This window comes from Actinosynnema sp. NPDC020468, from assembly GCF_040642015.1.
Classification (GTDB): domain Bacteria; phylum Actinomycetota; class Actinomycetes; order Mycobacteriales; family Pseudonocardiaceae; genus Actinosynnema.
This window is the reverse complement of the sequence record NZ_JBFAEO010000070.1, coordinates 1-15,007: the sequence shown is the minus strand read 5'-3', so window position 1 is coordinate 15,007 and position 15,007 is coordinate 1. Positions and strand designations below refer to the sequence as shown.

Annotated in this window: 11 protein-coding genes; 4 read left to right on the top strand and 7 right to left on the bottom strand. The window is 71.4% G+C overall.

All coding sequences use genetic code 11. From position 1 onward, the window contains the following. Nucleotides 1–23 precede the first annotated feature (23 nt). Together AB0G50_RS33180 and AB0G50_RS33175 are read left to right on the top strand one after the other, a co-directional pair. Nucleotides 24–1,343 (top strand): nucleotide sugar dehydrogenase, encoded by a 1,320-nt coding sequence (locus AB0G50_RS33180; RefSeq protein WP_360117024.1) that lies wholly within the window; start codon nucleotides 24–26, stop codon nucleotides 1,341–1,343. After that, nucleotides 1,340–2,290 (top strand): NAD-dependent epimerase/dehydratase family protein, encoded by a 951-nt coding sequence (locus tag AB0G50_RS33175; RefSeq protein ID WP_360117021.1) that lies wholly within the window; start codon nucleotides 1,340–1,342, stop codon nucleotides 2,288–2,290. Before AB0G50_RS33180 ends, AB0G50_RS33175 begins: the two co-directional genes overlap by 4 nt. A 51-nt stretch (nucleotides 2,291–2,341) precedes the next feature. On the opposite strand, the gene AB0G50_RS33170 is transcribed toward AB0G50_RS33175, so the two are convergent. From AB0G50_RS33170 to AB0G50_RS33145, 6 genes are read right to left on the bottom strand one after another with little or no spacing between them, the layout of a single operon-like run. Continuing rightward, a complete protein-coding gene (locus AB0G50_RS33170) occupies nucleotides 2,342–3,241 on the bottom strand; it encodes an NAD(P)-dependent oxidoreductase (RefSeq protein ID WP_360117018.1) in 900 nt (299 codons plus the stop codon). Beyond that, nucleotides 3,238–3,990 (bottom strand): nucleotidyltransferase family protein, encoded by a 753-nt coding sequence (locus AB0G50_RS33165; RefSeq protein ID WP_360117015.1) that lies wholly within the window; start codon nucleotides 3,988–3,990, stop codon nucleotides 3,238–3,240. The genes AB0G50_RS33170 and AB0G50_RS33165 overlap by 4 nt, the downstream gene beginning before the upstream one ends. Nucleotides 3,991–4,010: 20 nt before the next feature. Then, a complete protein-coding gene (locus tag AB0G50_RS33160) occupies nucleotides 4,011–5,369 on the bottom strand; it encodes a hypothetical protein (RefSeq protein ID WP_360117012.1) in 1,359 nt (452 codons plus the stop codon). After that, nucleotides 5,366–6,823 (bottom strand): GT4 family glycosyltransferase PelF, encoded by a 1,458-nt coding sequence (gene pelF, locus AB0G50_RS33155; RefSeq protein ID WP_360117009.1) that lies wholly within the window; start codon nucleotides 6,821–6,823, stop codon nucleotides 5,366–5,368. The genes AB0G50_RS33160 and pelF overlap by 4 nt, the downstream gene beginning before the upstream one ends. Continuing rightward, a complete protein-coding gene (locus AB0G50_RS33150; RefSeq protein ID WP_360117006.1) occupies nucleotides 6,820–8,916 on the bottom strand; it encodes a hypothetical protein in 2,097 nt (698 codons plus the stop codon). The genes pelF and AB0G50_RS33150 overlap by 4 nt, the downstream gene beginning before the upstream one ends. Continuing rightward, a complete protein-coding gene (locus tag AB0G50_RS33145) occupies nucleotides 8,913–10,877 on the bottom strand; it encodes a hypothetical protein (protein WP_360117003.1) in 1,965 nt (654 codons plus the stop codon). The genes AB0G50_RS33150 and AB0G50_RS33145 overlap by 4 nt, the downstream gene beginning before the upstream one ends. A 1,466-nt stretch (nucleotides 10,878–12,343) precedes the next feature. Between AB0G50_RS33145 and AB0G50_RS33140 the strand changes: the two genes are divergently transcribed. Next, entirely contained in the window at nucleotides 12,344–12,544 is a 201-nt protein-coding gene (locus AB0G50_RS33140) for a cold-shock protein (RefSeq protein WP_360117000.1), read from the top strand. A 993-nt stretch (nucleotides 12,545–13,537) separates the two neighbouring features. On the opposite strand, the gene AB0G50_RS33135 is transcribed toward AB0G50_RS33140, so the two are convergent. Further along, the gene (locus AB0G50_RS33135; RefSeq protein ID WP_360116997.1) at nucleotides 13,538–13,951 is read right to left on the bottom strand and encodes an ATP-binding protein; all 414 of its coding nucleotides are present in this window, start codon (nucleotides 13,949–13,951) and stop codon (nucleotides 13,538–13,540) included. Nucleotides 13,952–14,086: 135 nt separating this feature from the next. Here AB0G50_RS33135 and AB0G50_RS33130 point away from each other — a divergent pair. After that, a partial coding sequence (locus AB0G50_RS33130; RefSeq protein WP_360116994.1) for a PAS domain-containing protein occupies nucleotides 14,087–15,007 on the top strand: 921 nt, incomplete at its 3' end.

Sequence of the window (15,007 nt, the reverse complement as noted above, 5' to 3'; positions counted from 1 at the left end):
AGCACAAGGCGGACGAGGAGTCTGTGGTGACCGAAGAACTACCTGAACTACGCCGCGTCGGGATTATCGGAATGGGCTACGTCGGCCTGACCCTGACCGCCGCGATGGCGGACAAGGGCTACCAGGTGCACGGCGTGGACACCCAGCCCGCGGTGCTCGACTCGCTGTCCCAGGGCCGGCCGCACATCTTCGAACCCGGTATCGAGGACGTGTTCGGCGAGTGGACGGGACGACGCATCTTCGTCTCGAACGAACTGCCCGAGGGCGGGGTGGACGCGGCGATCATCTGCGTGTCGACACCGGTGAACGAGGCGGGGCACGAGCCGTACCTGGGCAACCTGGCCGCCGCCGCCGAGCACATCGCGAAGGTGTGCGGACCGGAAACCCTGGTCGTCGTCCGCAGCACGGTCCCGGTGGGCGCGACCAGGGCGGTCGTGCTGCCGAGGTTGCTCGACGCGTGGGGCTCGGCCCGCGTGGTGATGGCGCCCGAGCGCACCATCCAGGGTCAGGCGTTGCGCGAACTGGTCGAACTGCCGCAGGTCGTCGGCGGCCTGGACGAGGAGAGCCTGCGGCTGGGCCTCGCGCTGTTCGGCGGGTTGTCGGCACAGCTCGTGCCGGTGTCCACCCTGGAAACCGCCGAGCTGGTCAAGCTCACCAACAACTGCCACACCGACGTCATCTACTCGTTCGGCAACGAGGTCGCCCGCTACACCGAGAGCCTGGGCCTCGACCCGCTGGAGGTGATCCGGGCGACCAACCTGGACTACCCGCGTCCCGACATCGCGAAGCCGGGGTACGTCGGCGGCGGCTGCCTGTCCAAGGACCCGTACATCCTGATCTCGGGCGCGGACCGGGCGAACTACCCGCTGCCGCTGATCCGGGCCGCGCGCCAGGTCAACGAGGAGCTGCCGGTGCACGTGGCCGACCGGCTCGTGGAGCTGATCGGCGACACCGAGGGCAAGACGGTGTTCGTGCTCGGCTGGGCGTACAAGGGCTGGCCTCCCACCGACGACATGCGCGGCACCCCGATCGCGGCGATGACGCCCGCGTTCGAGGCCGCGGGGCTGACGGTGCTCGGCCACGACCCGCTGGTCGGCGCGGAGGTGATCCGGCGCTACGGCGGCGAGCCGGTGGACCTGGCGGCCGGGTTCGCCGCGGCCGACGCGGTCCTGGTGATCACCGACCACCCGCAGTACCGCGCGCTGGACGTGGACTCCCTGCTGCCCGGCTCGAACGTCACCCTGGTCTACGACTCCTGGCGGGTGCTCGACGGCTCCCGGGTCACCGGGCACGGCGTGCGCTACGCGGGCCTGGGCTACGAGCCGGCGGAGGCGGGCCGATGAGGCACCTGGTGCTGGGCGGCGCGGGCTTCATCGGCCTGCACCTGACCCGGAAGCTGCTGGCGGACGGGCACGAGGTCACCATCGTGGACGACTTCTCGCGCGGGAAGGACGACCCGGAGCTGGCCGCGCTGGACGTGCCGGTGATCTCCGCGGACCTCACCGACCCGGCCGCGTTCGAGTCCATCCCGCACGACGCGGAACGCGTGCACCTGCTCGCCGCGATCGTGGGCGTGCGCAACGTGGAACGCGACCCGGCGCGGGTGATCCGGGTGAACACGCTGGCTGTGCTGAACACGCTGGACTGGATCGAACCGCACCAGAAGCTGTTCTTCGCCTCCACCAGCGAGGCCTACGCGGGCGGCGTGGCGACCGGGCTCGTGCCGGTGCCGACGCCCGAGACGGTGCCGCTCGTGGTCGAGGACATCACCGCGCCGCGCTTCGCCTACGCCGTCAGCAAGTCCCTCGGCGAGGCGGCGGTCGTGCACACCGGTCGGGCCAAGGGCGTGCCCGTCGTCATCGGCCGGTTCCACAACGTGTACGGCTCCCGGATGGGCGCGGACCACGTGATCCCGGAGCTGTCGTTGCGCGCGCTGCGCCGCGAGGACCCGTTCGTGGTCTACGGCAGCGACCAGTTCCGGGCGTTCTGCCACGTGGACGACGCGGTCGACGCGATCGTCCGGCTGGTGGAGGCCGACGACGCGGCCGGTCGGATCGTGCACATCGGCGACGACACCGCGGAGACCAACATCGGCGACCTGACGAAGCTGGTGCTGGACATCGCCGGTCACGACCCGGAGCTGGAGAAGGCGCCCGCGCCGGACGGTTCCGTGCAACGCCGGTGCCCGGACCTGACCAGGCTGCGGGCGCTCACCGGGTACGAGCCGAAGGTGTCGCTGGAGGACGGTGTCCGGCGGACCTTCGAGTGGTACCGCGACAACTGGTCCTGACGTGCGCCTGCGTGAGTGAAAGTGCGCCGGCACTTTCACTCACGCGGCAGGTCAGACCGACCAGAGATCGCGCACGGACTCCGCGAGGGTGTGCCTCGGCCGCCAGCCCAGCGCCTCGCCGACCCGGGTCAGGTCGGCCTCGATCCAGTTCACCGCGCCGGACCGGTGCGGCGCCGGGTCGGACTCGACCACCCGACCGGTGAACCCGGACACCTCGACCAGCAGCTTCACCGCCTCCCGCACGGTGACCGCCGCGCCGCTGCCCACGTTCAGCACCGGCCCGGCGCCGAGGTCCGAGGCCAGCGCCGCCGCCGACACCGCCTCGGCCACGTCCCGGACGTCCACGAAGTCGCGGAAGGCGCCGAGCGGACCCAGCACCACGTCTCCACCGTCCACAAGGGACTTCCGGATGCCCGCCGCGGCCCGGCCGAGCACCGTGCCGCCGGGCATCCCCGCGCCGATCGGGTTGAACACCCGCAGCACCGCGGCGTCCAGCCTCCCGGCCGTCACCGCGGCGCGCACCAGCGACGTCGCCGCCAGCTTGGTGATCCCGTAGGCCGCCACCGGTTCGGCCGGCGCGTCCTCGGCCACCGGCGTCCCGTCGGGCACCACGCCGTACTCCGCCGCCGACCCGAGGGTCACCAGCCGGGTACCGGAGTCCGCGAGCGCGTCCACCAGGTTCGCCGTCGCGGTCACGTTCGCCGCCACCAGCTCGGCGACCGTGCCGTCCAACCGCCCCGTGCAGTTGACGACCACGTCCGGGCGGACCTCGGCGAGCCGGGCGACGAGGTCGTCCGGCCCGCCGTGCACGAGGTCGTGCGCGACCCAACCCGGATCCCGCGCGGCCCGACCGGCCCTGACCACCTCGGCGCCCCGCGCGGACAGCACCGTGGCCACTTCACTCCCGAGGTAGCCGGAAGCGCCGAACACCAGCACCGTCACCGCCGTCACGCGGTCACGTCCAGCGCCGGTGCCGCCGGCCGCGGAGCCGAGGGCAGCAGCGCCGACCGCACCTCCTCGAAGCACCGGTTGGCCTCGTCGTAGTCGTCGGGACGACCGATGTCGAGCCAGTAGCCGTCGAACTCGAAGGCGGCCGGCGGCTCGTCGCGGGCCAGCAGGTCGAGCACCAGCTCGTCCAACCCGAACGGCACGTTGCGCGGGTACGGCGTGAGCGTCTTGCGGGACAACGCGTACACGCCCATGCTCACGCCGTAGGACAGGACCGGCTTCTCCACGAACTCCACGATCCGGCCGCCGCCGTCGGTGGCCAGCGTGCCGAAGTCGATCTTCACCTTCCGCTGGTAGGTGGCGACGGTCAGCGGGGCCTTGCTCGACAGGTGGTGGTCCAGCAGCGCCACGTAGTCCAGGTCCGTCAGCACGTCGCCGTTCATCACGAGGAAGTGGTCCGGGAGCTGGTCCACGAAGTTGAGCAGCGGACCGATCGTGGACAGGGGCATCTTCTCCTCGGCGTAGTCGACTCTGATGCCCCACTTGGACCCGTCGCCGACGAAGGCGCGGATCAGCGCGCCCAGGTGCCCGATCGCCAGGGTCGCCCGGTCGAAACCGTGCGCCCGCAGCTGTTGCAGGATGATGTCGAGGATCGCGTACTCCTCGCCGATGGGTACCAGGGGCTTGGGCAACGCCGTGGTGTAAGGCCGGAGTCGAACCCCCCGACCGCCGGCGAGTATCACCGCATGCATCTGGGAATTCCTTCCTTTTCTCATCGGTAGTGGCGAACTTGTCCGACGCTCCGGCGGAGCGCCGTCAGCAGGAGGACCGACAAGAGCGCGACCGTCGGCAGGAAGACGACCGCGTGGCCCTGTGGTGCCAACGCGTCGGCGGCGAGTTCCGCCACCACCACGTCGGCGAGCAGCACGCCGGAGAGGATGGCGAGGCAGGTCACCAGGCCCCCCGTCCGGATCAGCACGAAACCGAGGAAGAACGCGCCGCCCAGCAGCACGTGCGCGTCCAGCAGCAGCGCGCCGCGCGTGGTCAGCACGCCGAACCAGCGCAGCAGCCCGAGCACGACCAGGCCGAGCGCACCGAGTGCGACCAGGCAGTTCGCCAGCTCCCGCAACAGGTTCCGCCAGGCCAGTTCGGCGAACTCGGTGGGGAGCAGGTCGCCGCCCAGCAGGTCCTCGGCCCGTTCGAACAGCCGGTTCGCGCGCCACTCGACCACGCCCATGCCGAGGATCAGCGGCGCCGCCGCCACCGCGAGGTCGAGCGCGCCCAGCACGTACCGGACGTCGGTGTAGAGCAGGAAACCCGCGCACAGCGCCGCGTACAGCACGCTGGGCGCCGCTCCCAGGGCGAGGTTGCGCGGGGTGGGCACCCGCACGCCCTCGCGGTCCCTGGCGTCCCGGCCGGCCCGCCTGGCCAGCTCCAGTGCCAGCACCACCGTCGCGCCGCCGCAGGCCAGCACGGTCGGCACCAGCACCTCGGAGTAGCCCGACGCGAGGTGGGTGAGCCCGGCGACACCGGCCGGCACCACGGACAGCACCAGCCAGAGTTCCTTGCGGTGGAACAGGAGCACGCCGGACGCGAGCTGAACCCCCAGCTGCCCCAGCACGAACAGGTACTGGCCGAACCCGTGCGGCAGGAACAGCACCGGCAGCGCGACCGACGCCGCGACCGCGATCCCGTACCAGCCCAGGCGCAGCAGCCGCCGGCCGCCGGACCGCGCCGCGCCCACGCCGACGAGCTGGTGCGCGACCCAGCTGGTGCCCGCGCCCCAGATCCACCCGGCGGTCGTCGCCAGCACCATCGCCACCGCCGCGTCCGCCGCGCCGAGCACCGCGAACACCGCCGGGTACACCGTCGTCGGCAGCAGGTAGACCGGTCCGTGCAGCACGTCGTGCCACGTCCGGCCGCGCGGTCCGGCCTCCGGCGTCGGGCCGGGTGAGCTCGGCAGCTTGCCGTACACCTCGTGCGCCAGCGCGAACACGTCCGCCATGCCGTACTCGTCCACGGCGGCCTGGTCGGTCACGCCCTGGCTCTCCAGCAGGGCGGCCACCTGCAACTCGTCCACCGGGTCGGGCAGCATCGGCGTCATGCGCTCCACCAGGTCCGCGACGCTCATCCGGACCTGCCCAGCAGCGCGAGTTCGGCGTAGCGGGCCTGGTAGCTGTCGTTCCAGCGCTGCAACGTGAAGTGCTCGATCACCCGTTGCCGGGCGAGCTTGCCCAGCTCGGCGCGCAGCGGGTCGTCGGTCAGCAGCCGCAGGCACGCCCGCGCCACCGCCTGGTGGTCGCGCGGCGGCACCACGATGCCCGCGTCCTCGACCGCCTCGGACACGCCGCCCACGTTGGTGCACACCGTGGTCCGGCCGGTCGACATCGCCTCCACCACGGTGAACGGGAACCCCTCCGACACGCTCGTCAGCGCCACGATGTGCCCGGCGTGGTAGGCGTCGACCTGGTTGGGCACCCGACCCTCGAAGGTCGCCGCGCCGGTCAACCCCAGTTCCTCGACCAGCCGCACGCACCCCGCGTGGTAGGACTTGTTCGCCTCGGTCACCGGGCCGAACATGCGCAGCCGCGCCTCCGGCAACTCCTTGCGCACCAAGGCGAACGCCGAGATCAGCGTGTGCAGGTCCTTGAGCGGGTCGATCCGGCCGACGAACACGATCGTCGGCACGTCCGGCTCGCCCGGCGCCAACGGGAAGTCCTCCGGGTCGATGCCGTTGTACATGGTGCGCATGCGCTTCTCGTCGGCGCCGTTGCGCAGCTGCCACCGCCGGTTGTAGCTGGAGTGCGGCGTCAGCATGTCGCAGATCCGGTACGCCGCGCCCGCGAGCGCCCGGTGGAAGCCCAGCAGCAGCTTCTTCACCGGCAGCGACAACTTCTCGCCGATCATCCCCAGGTACCGCTCGCGCAGGTACACGCCGTGCTCGGACATGATCACCGGTGTGCCGTGCGCCCATTTGCTCGCCATGGCCACCAACGCGCTGAGCCCGTTCATCGCCAGGTGGCACACGTCGACCTCCAGCGGCGGGTGCGCCAACGGCCGCAGCATGTGCTCCAGCAGGTCGGTCACCGTGATGGCGTCGCGCAGCGACAACCGGGTGCCGTGCCCCTCGCCGGTGACGTCGATCAACCTGGCCACCGACTCGTTGGACACCAGCGCCGCGCCGAGGTCGGTGGTCTGGGCGTCCTCGAACAACGTGCGCAACGCGGCGAGCAGCGCGTCCGGACTGCTCTCGGCGTGCGGGATGAACGCGCGCAGGAACGCCTCGTGCTTGGCGGCGAACCCGGCCGGCCTCCGGCGCGTCCGCCGCGGCTGTCTACCCCACAGCGGCATGCTCACCACCTCGGCGAGGTTCGCGGGCGAGGTCCAGGTCTGGCGCTCCTCGCCGTCCACGGTCAGCGCGACGGCGGTGAACGAGTACTCGGGCATGCCGCGGATCAGCTGGTCGGTCCACAGGCTCACCCCGCCGGGGTGGAACGGGTAGGTGCCCTCGGAGATCAGCGCGATCCGCAGCGTTCTCGTGTCGGCGGCGGGCGAGAGGCCGACAATCGCCTGGTCGATCCTCATGGGCGCGGGCTCGCCATCACCGTGACGGTGCCGCCCGCGTCCAGCCCCAGCCTGGCCACCGGGTCCGAGCCGTAGACCTCGCCCTCGTCGGCGCTGTCCCGGTCCTCTTCGGTGGCGGGCCGCAGCTGGACACCGGTGATGAACAACGACCCGGATCCGCTGGGGGAGTAGGTGATCGCGCCGGTCGCCCGGTTCCACACCGCGTCCCGGTGTGCGGTCAGCTGCGCGAAGTGCGCGGTGCGGGCCCGGACGTACTCGGCCAGCGACACCCAGTCCGGGTTCTTCAGCGGCACGCTGTAGTACGCGGCGTACTTCGCCACGGTCGCGGCGATCCAGTCGAACCCCAGGCAGCGGCCCGGCGCGTACTCGCGCAGGTTGCCCTGGTGCAGGGTGTGCGCGTACACCGAGCCGGACATCAGGTGGCGCACGGCGACCTCGGCCTCCTCCGCGACGAACTCCTCGTAGGTCAGGTCGTGGTCGGCGTGGTCGGGCGCGCGCCCCGCCTTGCCGTACTCCACGTTGTAGAGCGCGATCTGCTCGGCCGGGTCGGTCGCCTCGAACGCCACGTTCGTCGGCCAGTCGGGCACCACCAGCAGTTCCGGGCGCAGCGGGTGGAACGTGCCGCAGTTGAAGCACGACGGGCGGTGGCTCGCGAAGGACATGTTGCCCTGCAAGTACTGCACGCCCTCGTCGTGCGCCGCGTCGAGCAACGCCTTGTTGGAGCCCGCCAGGCCGAAGTCGGTCGGCGCCTCCAGCGACTTGGGATCCGGGTTGTACACGCCGAGCCCGGAGTACTCCGGCGTTTTGAGCACCGTCTGCGGCACCGGGAGCCCGGCCGCGGCCGCGACGTCCAGGTTCCGCCGGATCTCCTCGCGGCTCACCTCGTAGCTCGTGTCGTTCATCTGCGGGTGCGTCGCGGTGTGGTTGATCCACCGGAACTCGCCGACCTTCGCCTTGGAGCAGCTGCTCAGCGGGTCGAGCGCCTTCGGGTCGTCGCACGTCGCCGGCGCGTCCGGTTTCAGCCTGCTGCCGTTGAGCGGCAGGTTGAGCGTGAAACCGGCGGCCACCGGGTGCTTCTCGCGCAGCGCGCGTTGCTGCTCGGACACCGACACCGCGTCCCGGCCGGTGAGCCGGTAGAGGTCGCGGGTGCCGTCGGGGTGCTGGCGCAGCGTGGAGTTGAACCAGTCGTCCACGTCGACGGAGAACCAGTGGCGCTGCTCGCCGAGCATCACGCCCCGGGTGGCCCAGCGCAGGAGTCCGTGCCCCAGCAACAGGGTCGGCACCGAGTCGGGCCCGATGGCGAAGGTGAGCGCGAGCCGCTCGCGGCCGTCCGGCGTGGTGCTGGTGACCGCCACCGTTCCGTCCTCTGTGGACAGCAGGGGGGTCGCGCAGCCGGGCACCGGGTCGGCGCGGTAGACGTAGGTGTGGGTGAGCGGGATCTTCGCCTCCGGGACGAGGTAGTCGAACACCTCGCGCCCCGCGGCGGTCAGGGACAGCGGGACCGGGTCGGCCTCGACGGGTCCCTCGCCGCGCGGGCGCAGGCACTGGTCCTCCGGCGTCTCGCCGGGGTAGGTGTTCAGCGCCGCCTGCCGGACCCGGAACTCGCGCTCGTAGTCCCAGAGCACGTTCCACTGGCCGGGGTCGAGCGCGGGCGTGTACGCGCCGCCCGCGTCCTCCCGGAGCAGGGCGCCGTTGGTCAGCAGCACGGCGTTGTACCGGCCCGTCCCGTCCGGCTGCACCAGCCGGTCCGGGACGAGCCGCTCGGCGCCCGCGAACAGCACGTCGTACGGCGAGCCGGTCGCGTCGAGCACCGCCTTCCACGCGGCCAACCCGAAGTCCTCCGGGCCGGTCGCGATCACGAGTTGGCGCAACGCCACCAGATCGCCCCTGCGGGCCTGTCCTCCCGGTGGCTCGGCCGGCCGCACCGGCACGTGGCTCTTGACGGCGAGGGGCAGCGGCACCGCCGTCACACCTTCCTCTCCGTCGGTTCGGACCGGTTCGCGCGGGCTCGCCAGGGTCATCGCCGCGAGCGCGAACCCCACGAGGACGAGCAGCGGGACGCGCGGCCACGGGCCGGTGCGGCGCCGGGTCATGCGCGCGGGGTCGCCGTGGCGGTGAACTCCACGCCCGTTTTCACCGGAATGCGGGTAATCGTGTCGGTGCCGTACCGGTCCACCACGCCGGCCGCGTAGGTCGCGCCCGTGACGAACAGCGAACCGTCCGTCGTGGGGTGGTAGGTCACCTTGTTCGTGCTTTTGTCCCAAACCGGGTCAGTCGCCGAGTCGATCTCCGCGAAGTGAGCGTTCCGCGCTTTTACGTAGGCGGCCAGCGTGGCCCAGTCGGGATTGCGCAGCGGCACCGAGTACTTGGCGCTGTATTTCGCCAGGATCGCGCCGAGCCAGTCGAACGTCAGGCTCTTGCCGGTTCCATACTGTCGGAGGTTGCCCTGGTGCAGGGTGTGTGCGTACGCCGAGCCGCTCATCACGTGGTGCAGCGCGACGTCGGATTCGTAATCGAGCAGCTCCGCGTACGTCAGGTTGTGGTCGTACGTCGGGATCTTGCCCTTCGGCCCGTAGAAGTTGTTGTAGAACAGCGTCTCCTCGGCGGGCTCCGTGGTCTGGTACCCGACGTTGGTCGGCCAGTCCGGCACGACCAGCAGCCCCGGCCGCAGCGGGTGGTAGACGCCGCAGTTGAAGCAGGTCGGCTGGTGGCTGGTGAACGACATGTTGCCGTGCACGTAGCGCACGCCCAGGGCCCACGCGGCGTCGAGCATCGCCTTGTTCGACTTGGCCAGGCCGAAGTCGGTCGGCGGGTCGGTGTCCGGCGCGTTCGGGTCCGGGTTGTAGACGCCGAGCCCGGAGTACGCGGGCGTCTTGAGGACCTCGGTCGGCACCGTCAGGCCGATCTTGCGGCCGACCGTCAGGTTGTCGCCGATCTCCTTGCGGCTCTCGGCGGCCGTGGTGAAGTTCAGCTCGGGGTGGGTCAGCGTGTGGTTGATCCACCGGAAGTTGCCCTTGAGGCACCGGGTGTAGCTGGTCAGCGGGTCGGGTGTGTTCGTGGCGGAGCACTGCGCGGGCGCCTCGGCGTCCAGGTCGCCGCCGTTGTAGGGCAGGTTCAGGGTGAAGCCGGCGGCGGCCGGGTAGGCCGTGCGCAGCGCCTTCTGCTGGGCGTCGATGCCGCTGACCTCGGGACCGCTCAGCCGGAAGCCGGGATCGGTCTCCAGGTGGCCGTCGGGGTAGAGGTGGTCGCTCGAGTTGAACCAGTCGTCGACGTCGACGTTGATCCAGTGCCGCTGCTCGCCGAGGAACACGCCGCGGTGGGCCCAGCGCACCAGGCCGTAGCCGAGCAGGTCGGTCTGCGCGAGGTTCTGGTTGGACGAGAACGTCAGCGCGGCGCGCTCCCGGCCGTCGGTCGACTTGCTCACCACGCCCAGGACGCGGTTGCCCGCGGTCAGGATCGGCTGCGCGTCGCAGTTGGCGGCGAGCGTCGACCGGTAGACGTAGGAGTTGGTGATCGGCACCTGCGCCGAGGACTTCAGGTAGTCGAAGAACGTGGCGCCGGTGGGCGTGAGCGTCGCCTGGACCGCCGCGCCGTTCTCCTCGCCCGGACGCAGGCAGTAGTCCTCCGGGAACGTGCCCCAGGAGGTGTAGAGCGACACCTGGCGGACCTTGTAGGCGGCCTCGTAGGCCCACAGCTCCTGCCACTCGGCCGCCTCGAGGCCGCTGACGTAGTTGCCGCTGCCGTCGGGGTAGAGCAGCGCGTTGTCGGTCAGCAGGATCGCGTTGTAGCGGCCCGTGCCGTCCGCCGCGACCAGGTCGAGGCTCTCCAGCGACTCGTTCTTGGACAGCAGCACGTCGTAGGGCGAGCCGATCCGGTCGAGCACGGTCTTCCAGGTCGGCAGGCCGAAGTCGGCCTCGTCCAGGCCGATCACGAGCGTGCGCAGCGAGACCTTGTCGTTCGCGGCCAGGGACTTCCGCGCGGGCAGCGTGCCGTCGGCGACCTTGAGCCGCGGCGCCGGCGGTGCTTTCGGCCGGGTGACGTCGCCCCTGATCACGCCGTCGTTGTGGTGATGTCTTGCGCCGTCGGCGACGGCCGAGGATGCCGGTGAGAGTGTGCTCGCCAACACGAGCAATGGCCCGAGTAATGCGGCAATCCACTTCTTGCGGGCACGTGGTGTGGCCATGCCGGGTTCCCTCCGATAAATCGGATGCTCTCCGTATTTTTGCGGTTTCCGGTTCGTGTCGAGGGCGTGCCGAACCGCCGTCACGACGATGGTGGGAGGCAGCGTTCCCAGCGCCCGGAAATATTCACGGTCGGCCGTGCCAGGCGTCCTGTACGCGGTGGCCGACTGGTTTTGCCGGCGTTCCGAGGGGGCTCGCGTCCTCCTTCCCGGGCGGTTCTCGGGACACTGTGACAAAACCTATGGGGGATCGCGGCGGACCGGTACCGCACTTCGTGCCATTGAAGTATTCATTGTGGGAGCAACGCCCGGAGCCGAACGGGCGTATCTGCGTCCCAATTTACTCCGACCGCTCGCACGGTTGGTGTGACGCGTTACCTGATTGAGGGGGAGGCCTTCTCCGGCCGGCCGGCGGACTGACCGGTCGGTAACTTGATCGTATTTTCTTTACATTTGTCTTGGAATTTCCGACAAATCGTCCCGTCCGATGTGGATGGTTTAGGGGTGGGTATAGGGGGTGCCCGGCGGGCATCGGGAAGCCGAAGGGGGCGGTCGGCGGGTCGCCCCGGCGGCCGGGGTCGACCGCGCCGCGTCCGCCGCGACCGGTTCGTGCCCGGCGCCCGATTTCCCGGCGGACATGAGGATCCTTTGTGGACCGGTGGGTTTCCCGCCCCGGCGTTCGGGGGTCGCGGCGTTCGCGCGGGTGTTCGTCTGCCGCGTTCGTCTGCGCCCGGCGGTCGGGTCCGCGCGGTCGCCCGGCCCCGTCGGCCGGCCTCTCCCGGCGGTCGTTCGCCTGCCCGCGCCTCGGACGTCCGGTGGGTCGGATACGGGTGGTTGCTCCCGCTTGCCGGGGTCGAGGGCTCGGCGGGCGGCGTGACCACGTTCGGGTGACCGGGCCGGGAGGTGTGACCGGTTCGCGCGCGCCGCCCGGCCCGGGTGGTGTATGGTCGTATCAGCGGGGGCACTTGCCTCCCTCTTCAGCGTTCTGCGACCGACCGATGAAGTCCCAATCGGACAGCCGGTCATGTGCGCGCAGGACCAGATCGGATTTCATGCAGCTTCAGACCGAGCACCACCCGACGGACGCAGTGTTCAGCCATCCGGACCGAACCCGTCCGCACCATCTCGCCTCGCACCACGACGCGGAGTTCCGCGAGCTGGTGTTCCAGGTACCCACCGTCCGTACGTCTGCGGAAGACCGCGACGACCGCCGGTGACCCAATCCATTGTGGACGCTTCTTCCTTTGCCCTGCGGGACAAGTCGGAGAAGTCGGCGTCTGTCAACCGACCAGGAGCCGCGATCCCGCGGTCTCCGCTGCTACCCGACAGGGAGAACTAACATGGCACAGGGAACCGTGAAGTGGTTCAACTCCGAAAAGGGCTTCGGCTTCCTCGCGCGTGAGGACGGCCCGGACGTCTTCGTGCACTACTCGGAGATCGCCGGCGACGGCTTCCGCAACCTGGAGGAGAACCAGCGCGTGGAGTTCGAGATCACCCAGGGCCCCAAGGGCCCCCAGGCGATCGGCGTCCGCGCGATCTGACGTCGCCGAGCGCGGCCCGGGCAACCGGTCGTCCGCCGCCCGACGAAGTGCGACAGCGCCCCTCGGCCCACCCGGGCCGAGGGGCGCCTCGCGTTCCGCCTTCCCACCACGGGGTTCTTGCCCGACCTGCGCTCCGGCCCCGGTGCCCGACAAGATCGAGCGCACCACGCGTTCCACACCCGTTCCGCGTCGAGCGGGGCGGAATCCTGCCTACCCGTTCCGCGTCGAACGCGCGACGAGGCCGCCGCCCGCCCGGTTCGCGTCGAACGGGCGTAGCCTGCCGTGCCCTCGTTCTGCGTCGGACGCGCGCAACCGCCGTCCACCCGGTTCGCGTCGAACGGGCGAAGTCTGCTGTGCCCTCGTTCTGCGTCGAATGCGCGCAACCGCCGCCCGCCTGTGCCGCCCGTGCCGGATCCGTTGTGGCGCGCTGAACCCGACCCGTCGTGCGGGTCGGCACCCGGTCCGCGCCCGGCTCTGCCCGAGCGGGCCACACCATCCTTTTCCGCTCCGCGCCGTTGCGGGCGCACCGCGTTCGGCCCACCGCGCGCCGGACCGTCCGGTCTCCCGCACGCGCTCGTCCGACACCTCGGCGCTGACCCGGCTGCCCGAACCCGCCGTGCTCCTTCGGCGGCGGCGGGTGTGCGGGTGCCCGGCCGACGCGGTTCTCGGGTAGCAATTGGCGTTCGGCCCGCGCACCTGCGGCCGCAGCCGCACTCGGCCGGTCGCCGGGAGCCGCGGTCGACCACCGGGGGCAACCGAATGCTCGCGGCCAGGCACTATCCGGCCCTCGGCGCCTGACGCAACCCTCGTGGTGCGGTCAAGTGGTTGCGGCGCCACTGATCCGGTCGTCCCGGTCGACCCGCGGCCGACGGCAGCAACCTCGTACTCATCCCGCACCCAACCCGAAGTCGCGTCGAAGTCGGGATCGGACCGATCGCCGTCGGGGACCACCGGTCGGCGCACGCGTCGCGACCGGTGGTGGCGGAGCGGTGGCTAGGAGTGGGTCTCGCACACCAGACTGGCCCAGACCGTCTTGCCGTCGGAGTGGGCTTCGACACCCCAGTCGGTGGCGATCTTGGCGACGATCACCAGGCCTCGGCCCCGGTTGTCGCCGAGTCTGGACACACCGGGCACCGGCTGGTCCTGGGTGGCGTCGTCCACTTCGATGCGGACCACCACGCCCGAGCCCGTGCTCCGCTCCACACGCAGGCGTCTCGGCGCCGCGGCGTGGTCCAGCGCGTTGCCCGCCAGCTCGTTCGCGATGAGCAGGCAGTCGTCCAGGTCGTCCTCGGACAGGTCGCACAGCACGTCGCGCACCCACTGGCGAACCTCGGACAACGGCGCGTGCTCCAGGTCGAGCTCGGACCTCACCGGCTCGGGGGTGTCGACGGTGTCGACGGCGGGCATCGTTGTCCTTTCGGGCGAGCACGGCTACGCGGCTGCGCTGCCCCACCCGACCAGCCTCACCGTCATCATGCCCATTCCGGCCCCGGAACGCACGCGGCCGGCTGATCAGCCCGCCGCCGCGGTGGAGCGCTGTGGTTGTCTGACGCCGTGCCACCGCCGTCCGCCCTGCCCGAACCGACGCCCGACGTGGACCCCTGGGTGCACGACCTCCTCCGCGCCCTGACCCCGTTGCTCGACCGCGCCCCGGTCGGTCTCGCGGTGGTGGACCTCGACCTCCGGTACCTCTACGTCAACCCCGCGTTGGCGGCCCTGCACGGAAAGCCACCGGCCGACCACCTCGGCCGCACCCTGGCCGAACTGGCGCCGGCCGAGCACGCCGACCTGGTCGAGCCGGTCGCCGCCGGCGCTCCGCACCGCGACGCGGAGTCGACCGTCGAGGTGGACGGCGGCCCGGACGGCGAACCGCGCCGCGTGGTGGTCCACCGCTTCCCGCTCCGCGACGACCGCGGCACACCGCGCGCGGTGGCCGTCCTGGTGCGGGACGTGACCGCCGACGAGGACCCGGACGCCGACGACGAGGCCCTGCGCGCCCGCGACGTGTGGGCGCACCGCCTCGACCAGGCACAACGAGTCGGCGCGGTCGGCTCGTGGGAGTTCGACCTCCGCGCCGGCCGGGTCTCCTGGTCCGCGAACCTGTGCCGCCTCGCCGGCCTGGACCGCTCCCCGGAGACCTTCGCGGACGTCCTGGCCCTGGTGCACCCGGACGACCTGCCCCGGGTCCGCGACTACTTCGCCGCCCTGATGACCGGCACCCCGACCGCGGACGTCGAATGCCGCCTGCGCCGCCCCGACGGCGGCTTCGCGGTGGTCACCTCGACCGCCGTCCAGGTCGTCCGCGACGACACCGGCACGGTCGTCGCGCTCCACGGGGTCTGCGCGGACCGCACCGCCCGCCGCCGCGCGGAGGCCGCCCCGCCCGCCGCGGACCCCCCACGCCACCACCCCCCCGACGACCAGGCCCCCCCACCCCGCCGCCGCCGGCCCCGACACCAAGCC

Bases quoted from the DNA above. Each gene is read 5' to 3' on its own strand.
- AB0G50_RS33175 (WP_360117021.1), top strand. From the start codon at position 1,340: ATGAGGCACCTGGTGCTGGGCGGCGCGGGCTTCATCGGCCTGCACCTG.
- pelF (WP_360117009.1), bottom strand. From the start codon at position 6,823: ATGAGGATCGACCAGGCGATTGTCGGCCTCTCGCCCGCCGCCGACACG.
- AB0G50_RS33150 (WP_360117006.1), bottom strand. From the start codon at position 8,916: ATGACCCGGCGCCGCACCGGCCCGTGGCCGCGCGTCCCGCTGCTCGTC.
- AB0G50_RS33135 (WP_360116997.1), bottom strand. From the start codon at position 13,951: ATGCCCGCCGTCGACACCGTCGACACCCCCGAGCCGGTGAGGTCCGAG.
- AB0G50_RS33165 (WP_360117015.1), bottom strand. From the start codon at position 3,990: ATGCATGCGGTGATACTCGCCGGCGGTCGGGGGGTTCGACTCCGGCCT.
- AB0G50_RS33160 (WP_360117012.1), bottom strand. From the start codon at position 5,369: ATGAGCGTCGCGGACCTGGTGGAGCGCATGACGCCGATGCTGCCCGAC.
- AB0G50_RS33140 (WP_360117000.1), top strand. From the start codon at position 12,344: ATGGCACAGGGAACCGTGAAGTGGTTCAACTCCGAAAAGGGCTTCGGC.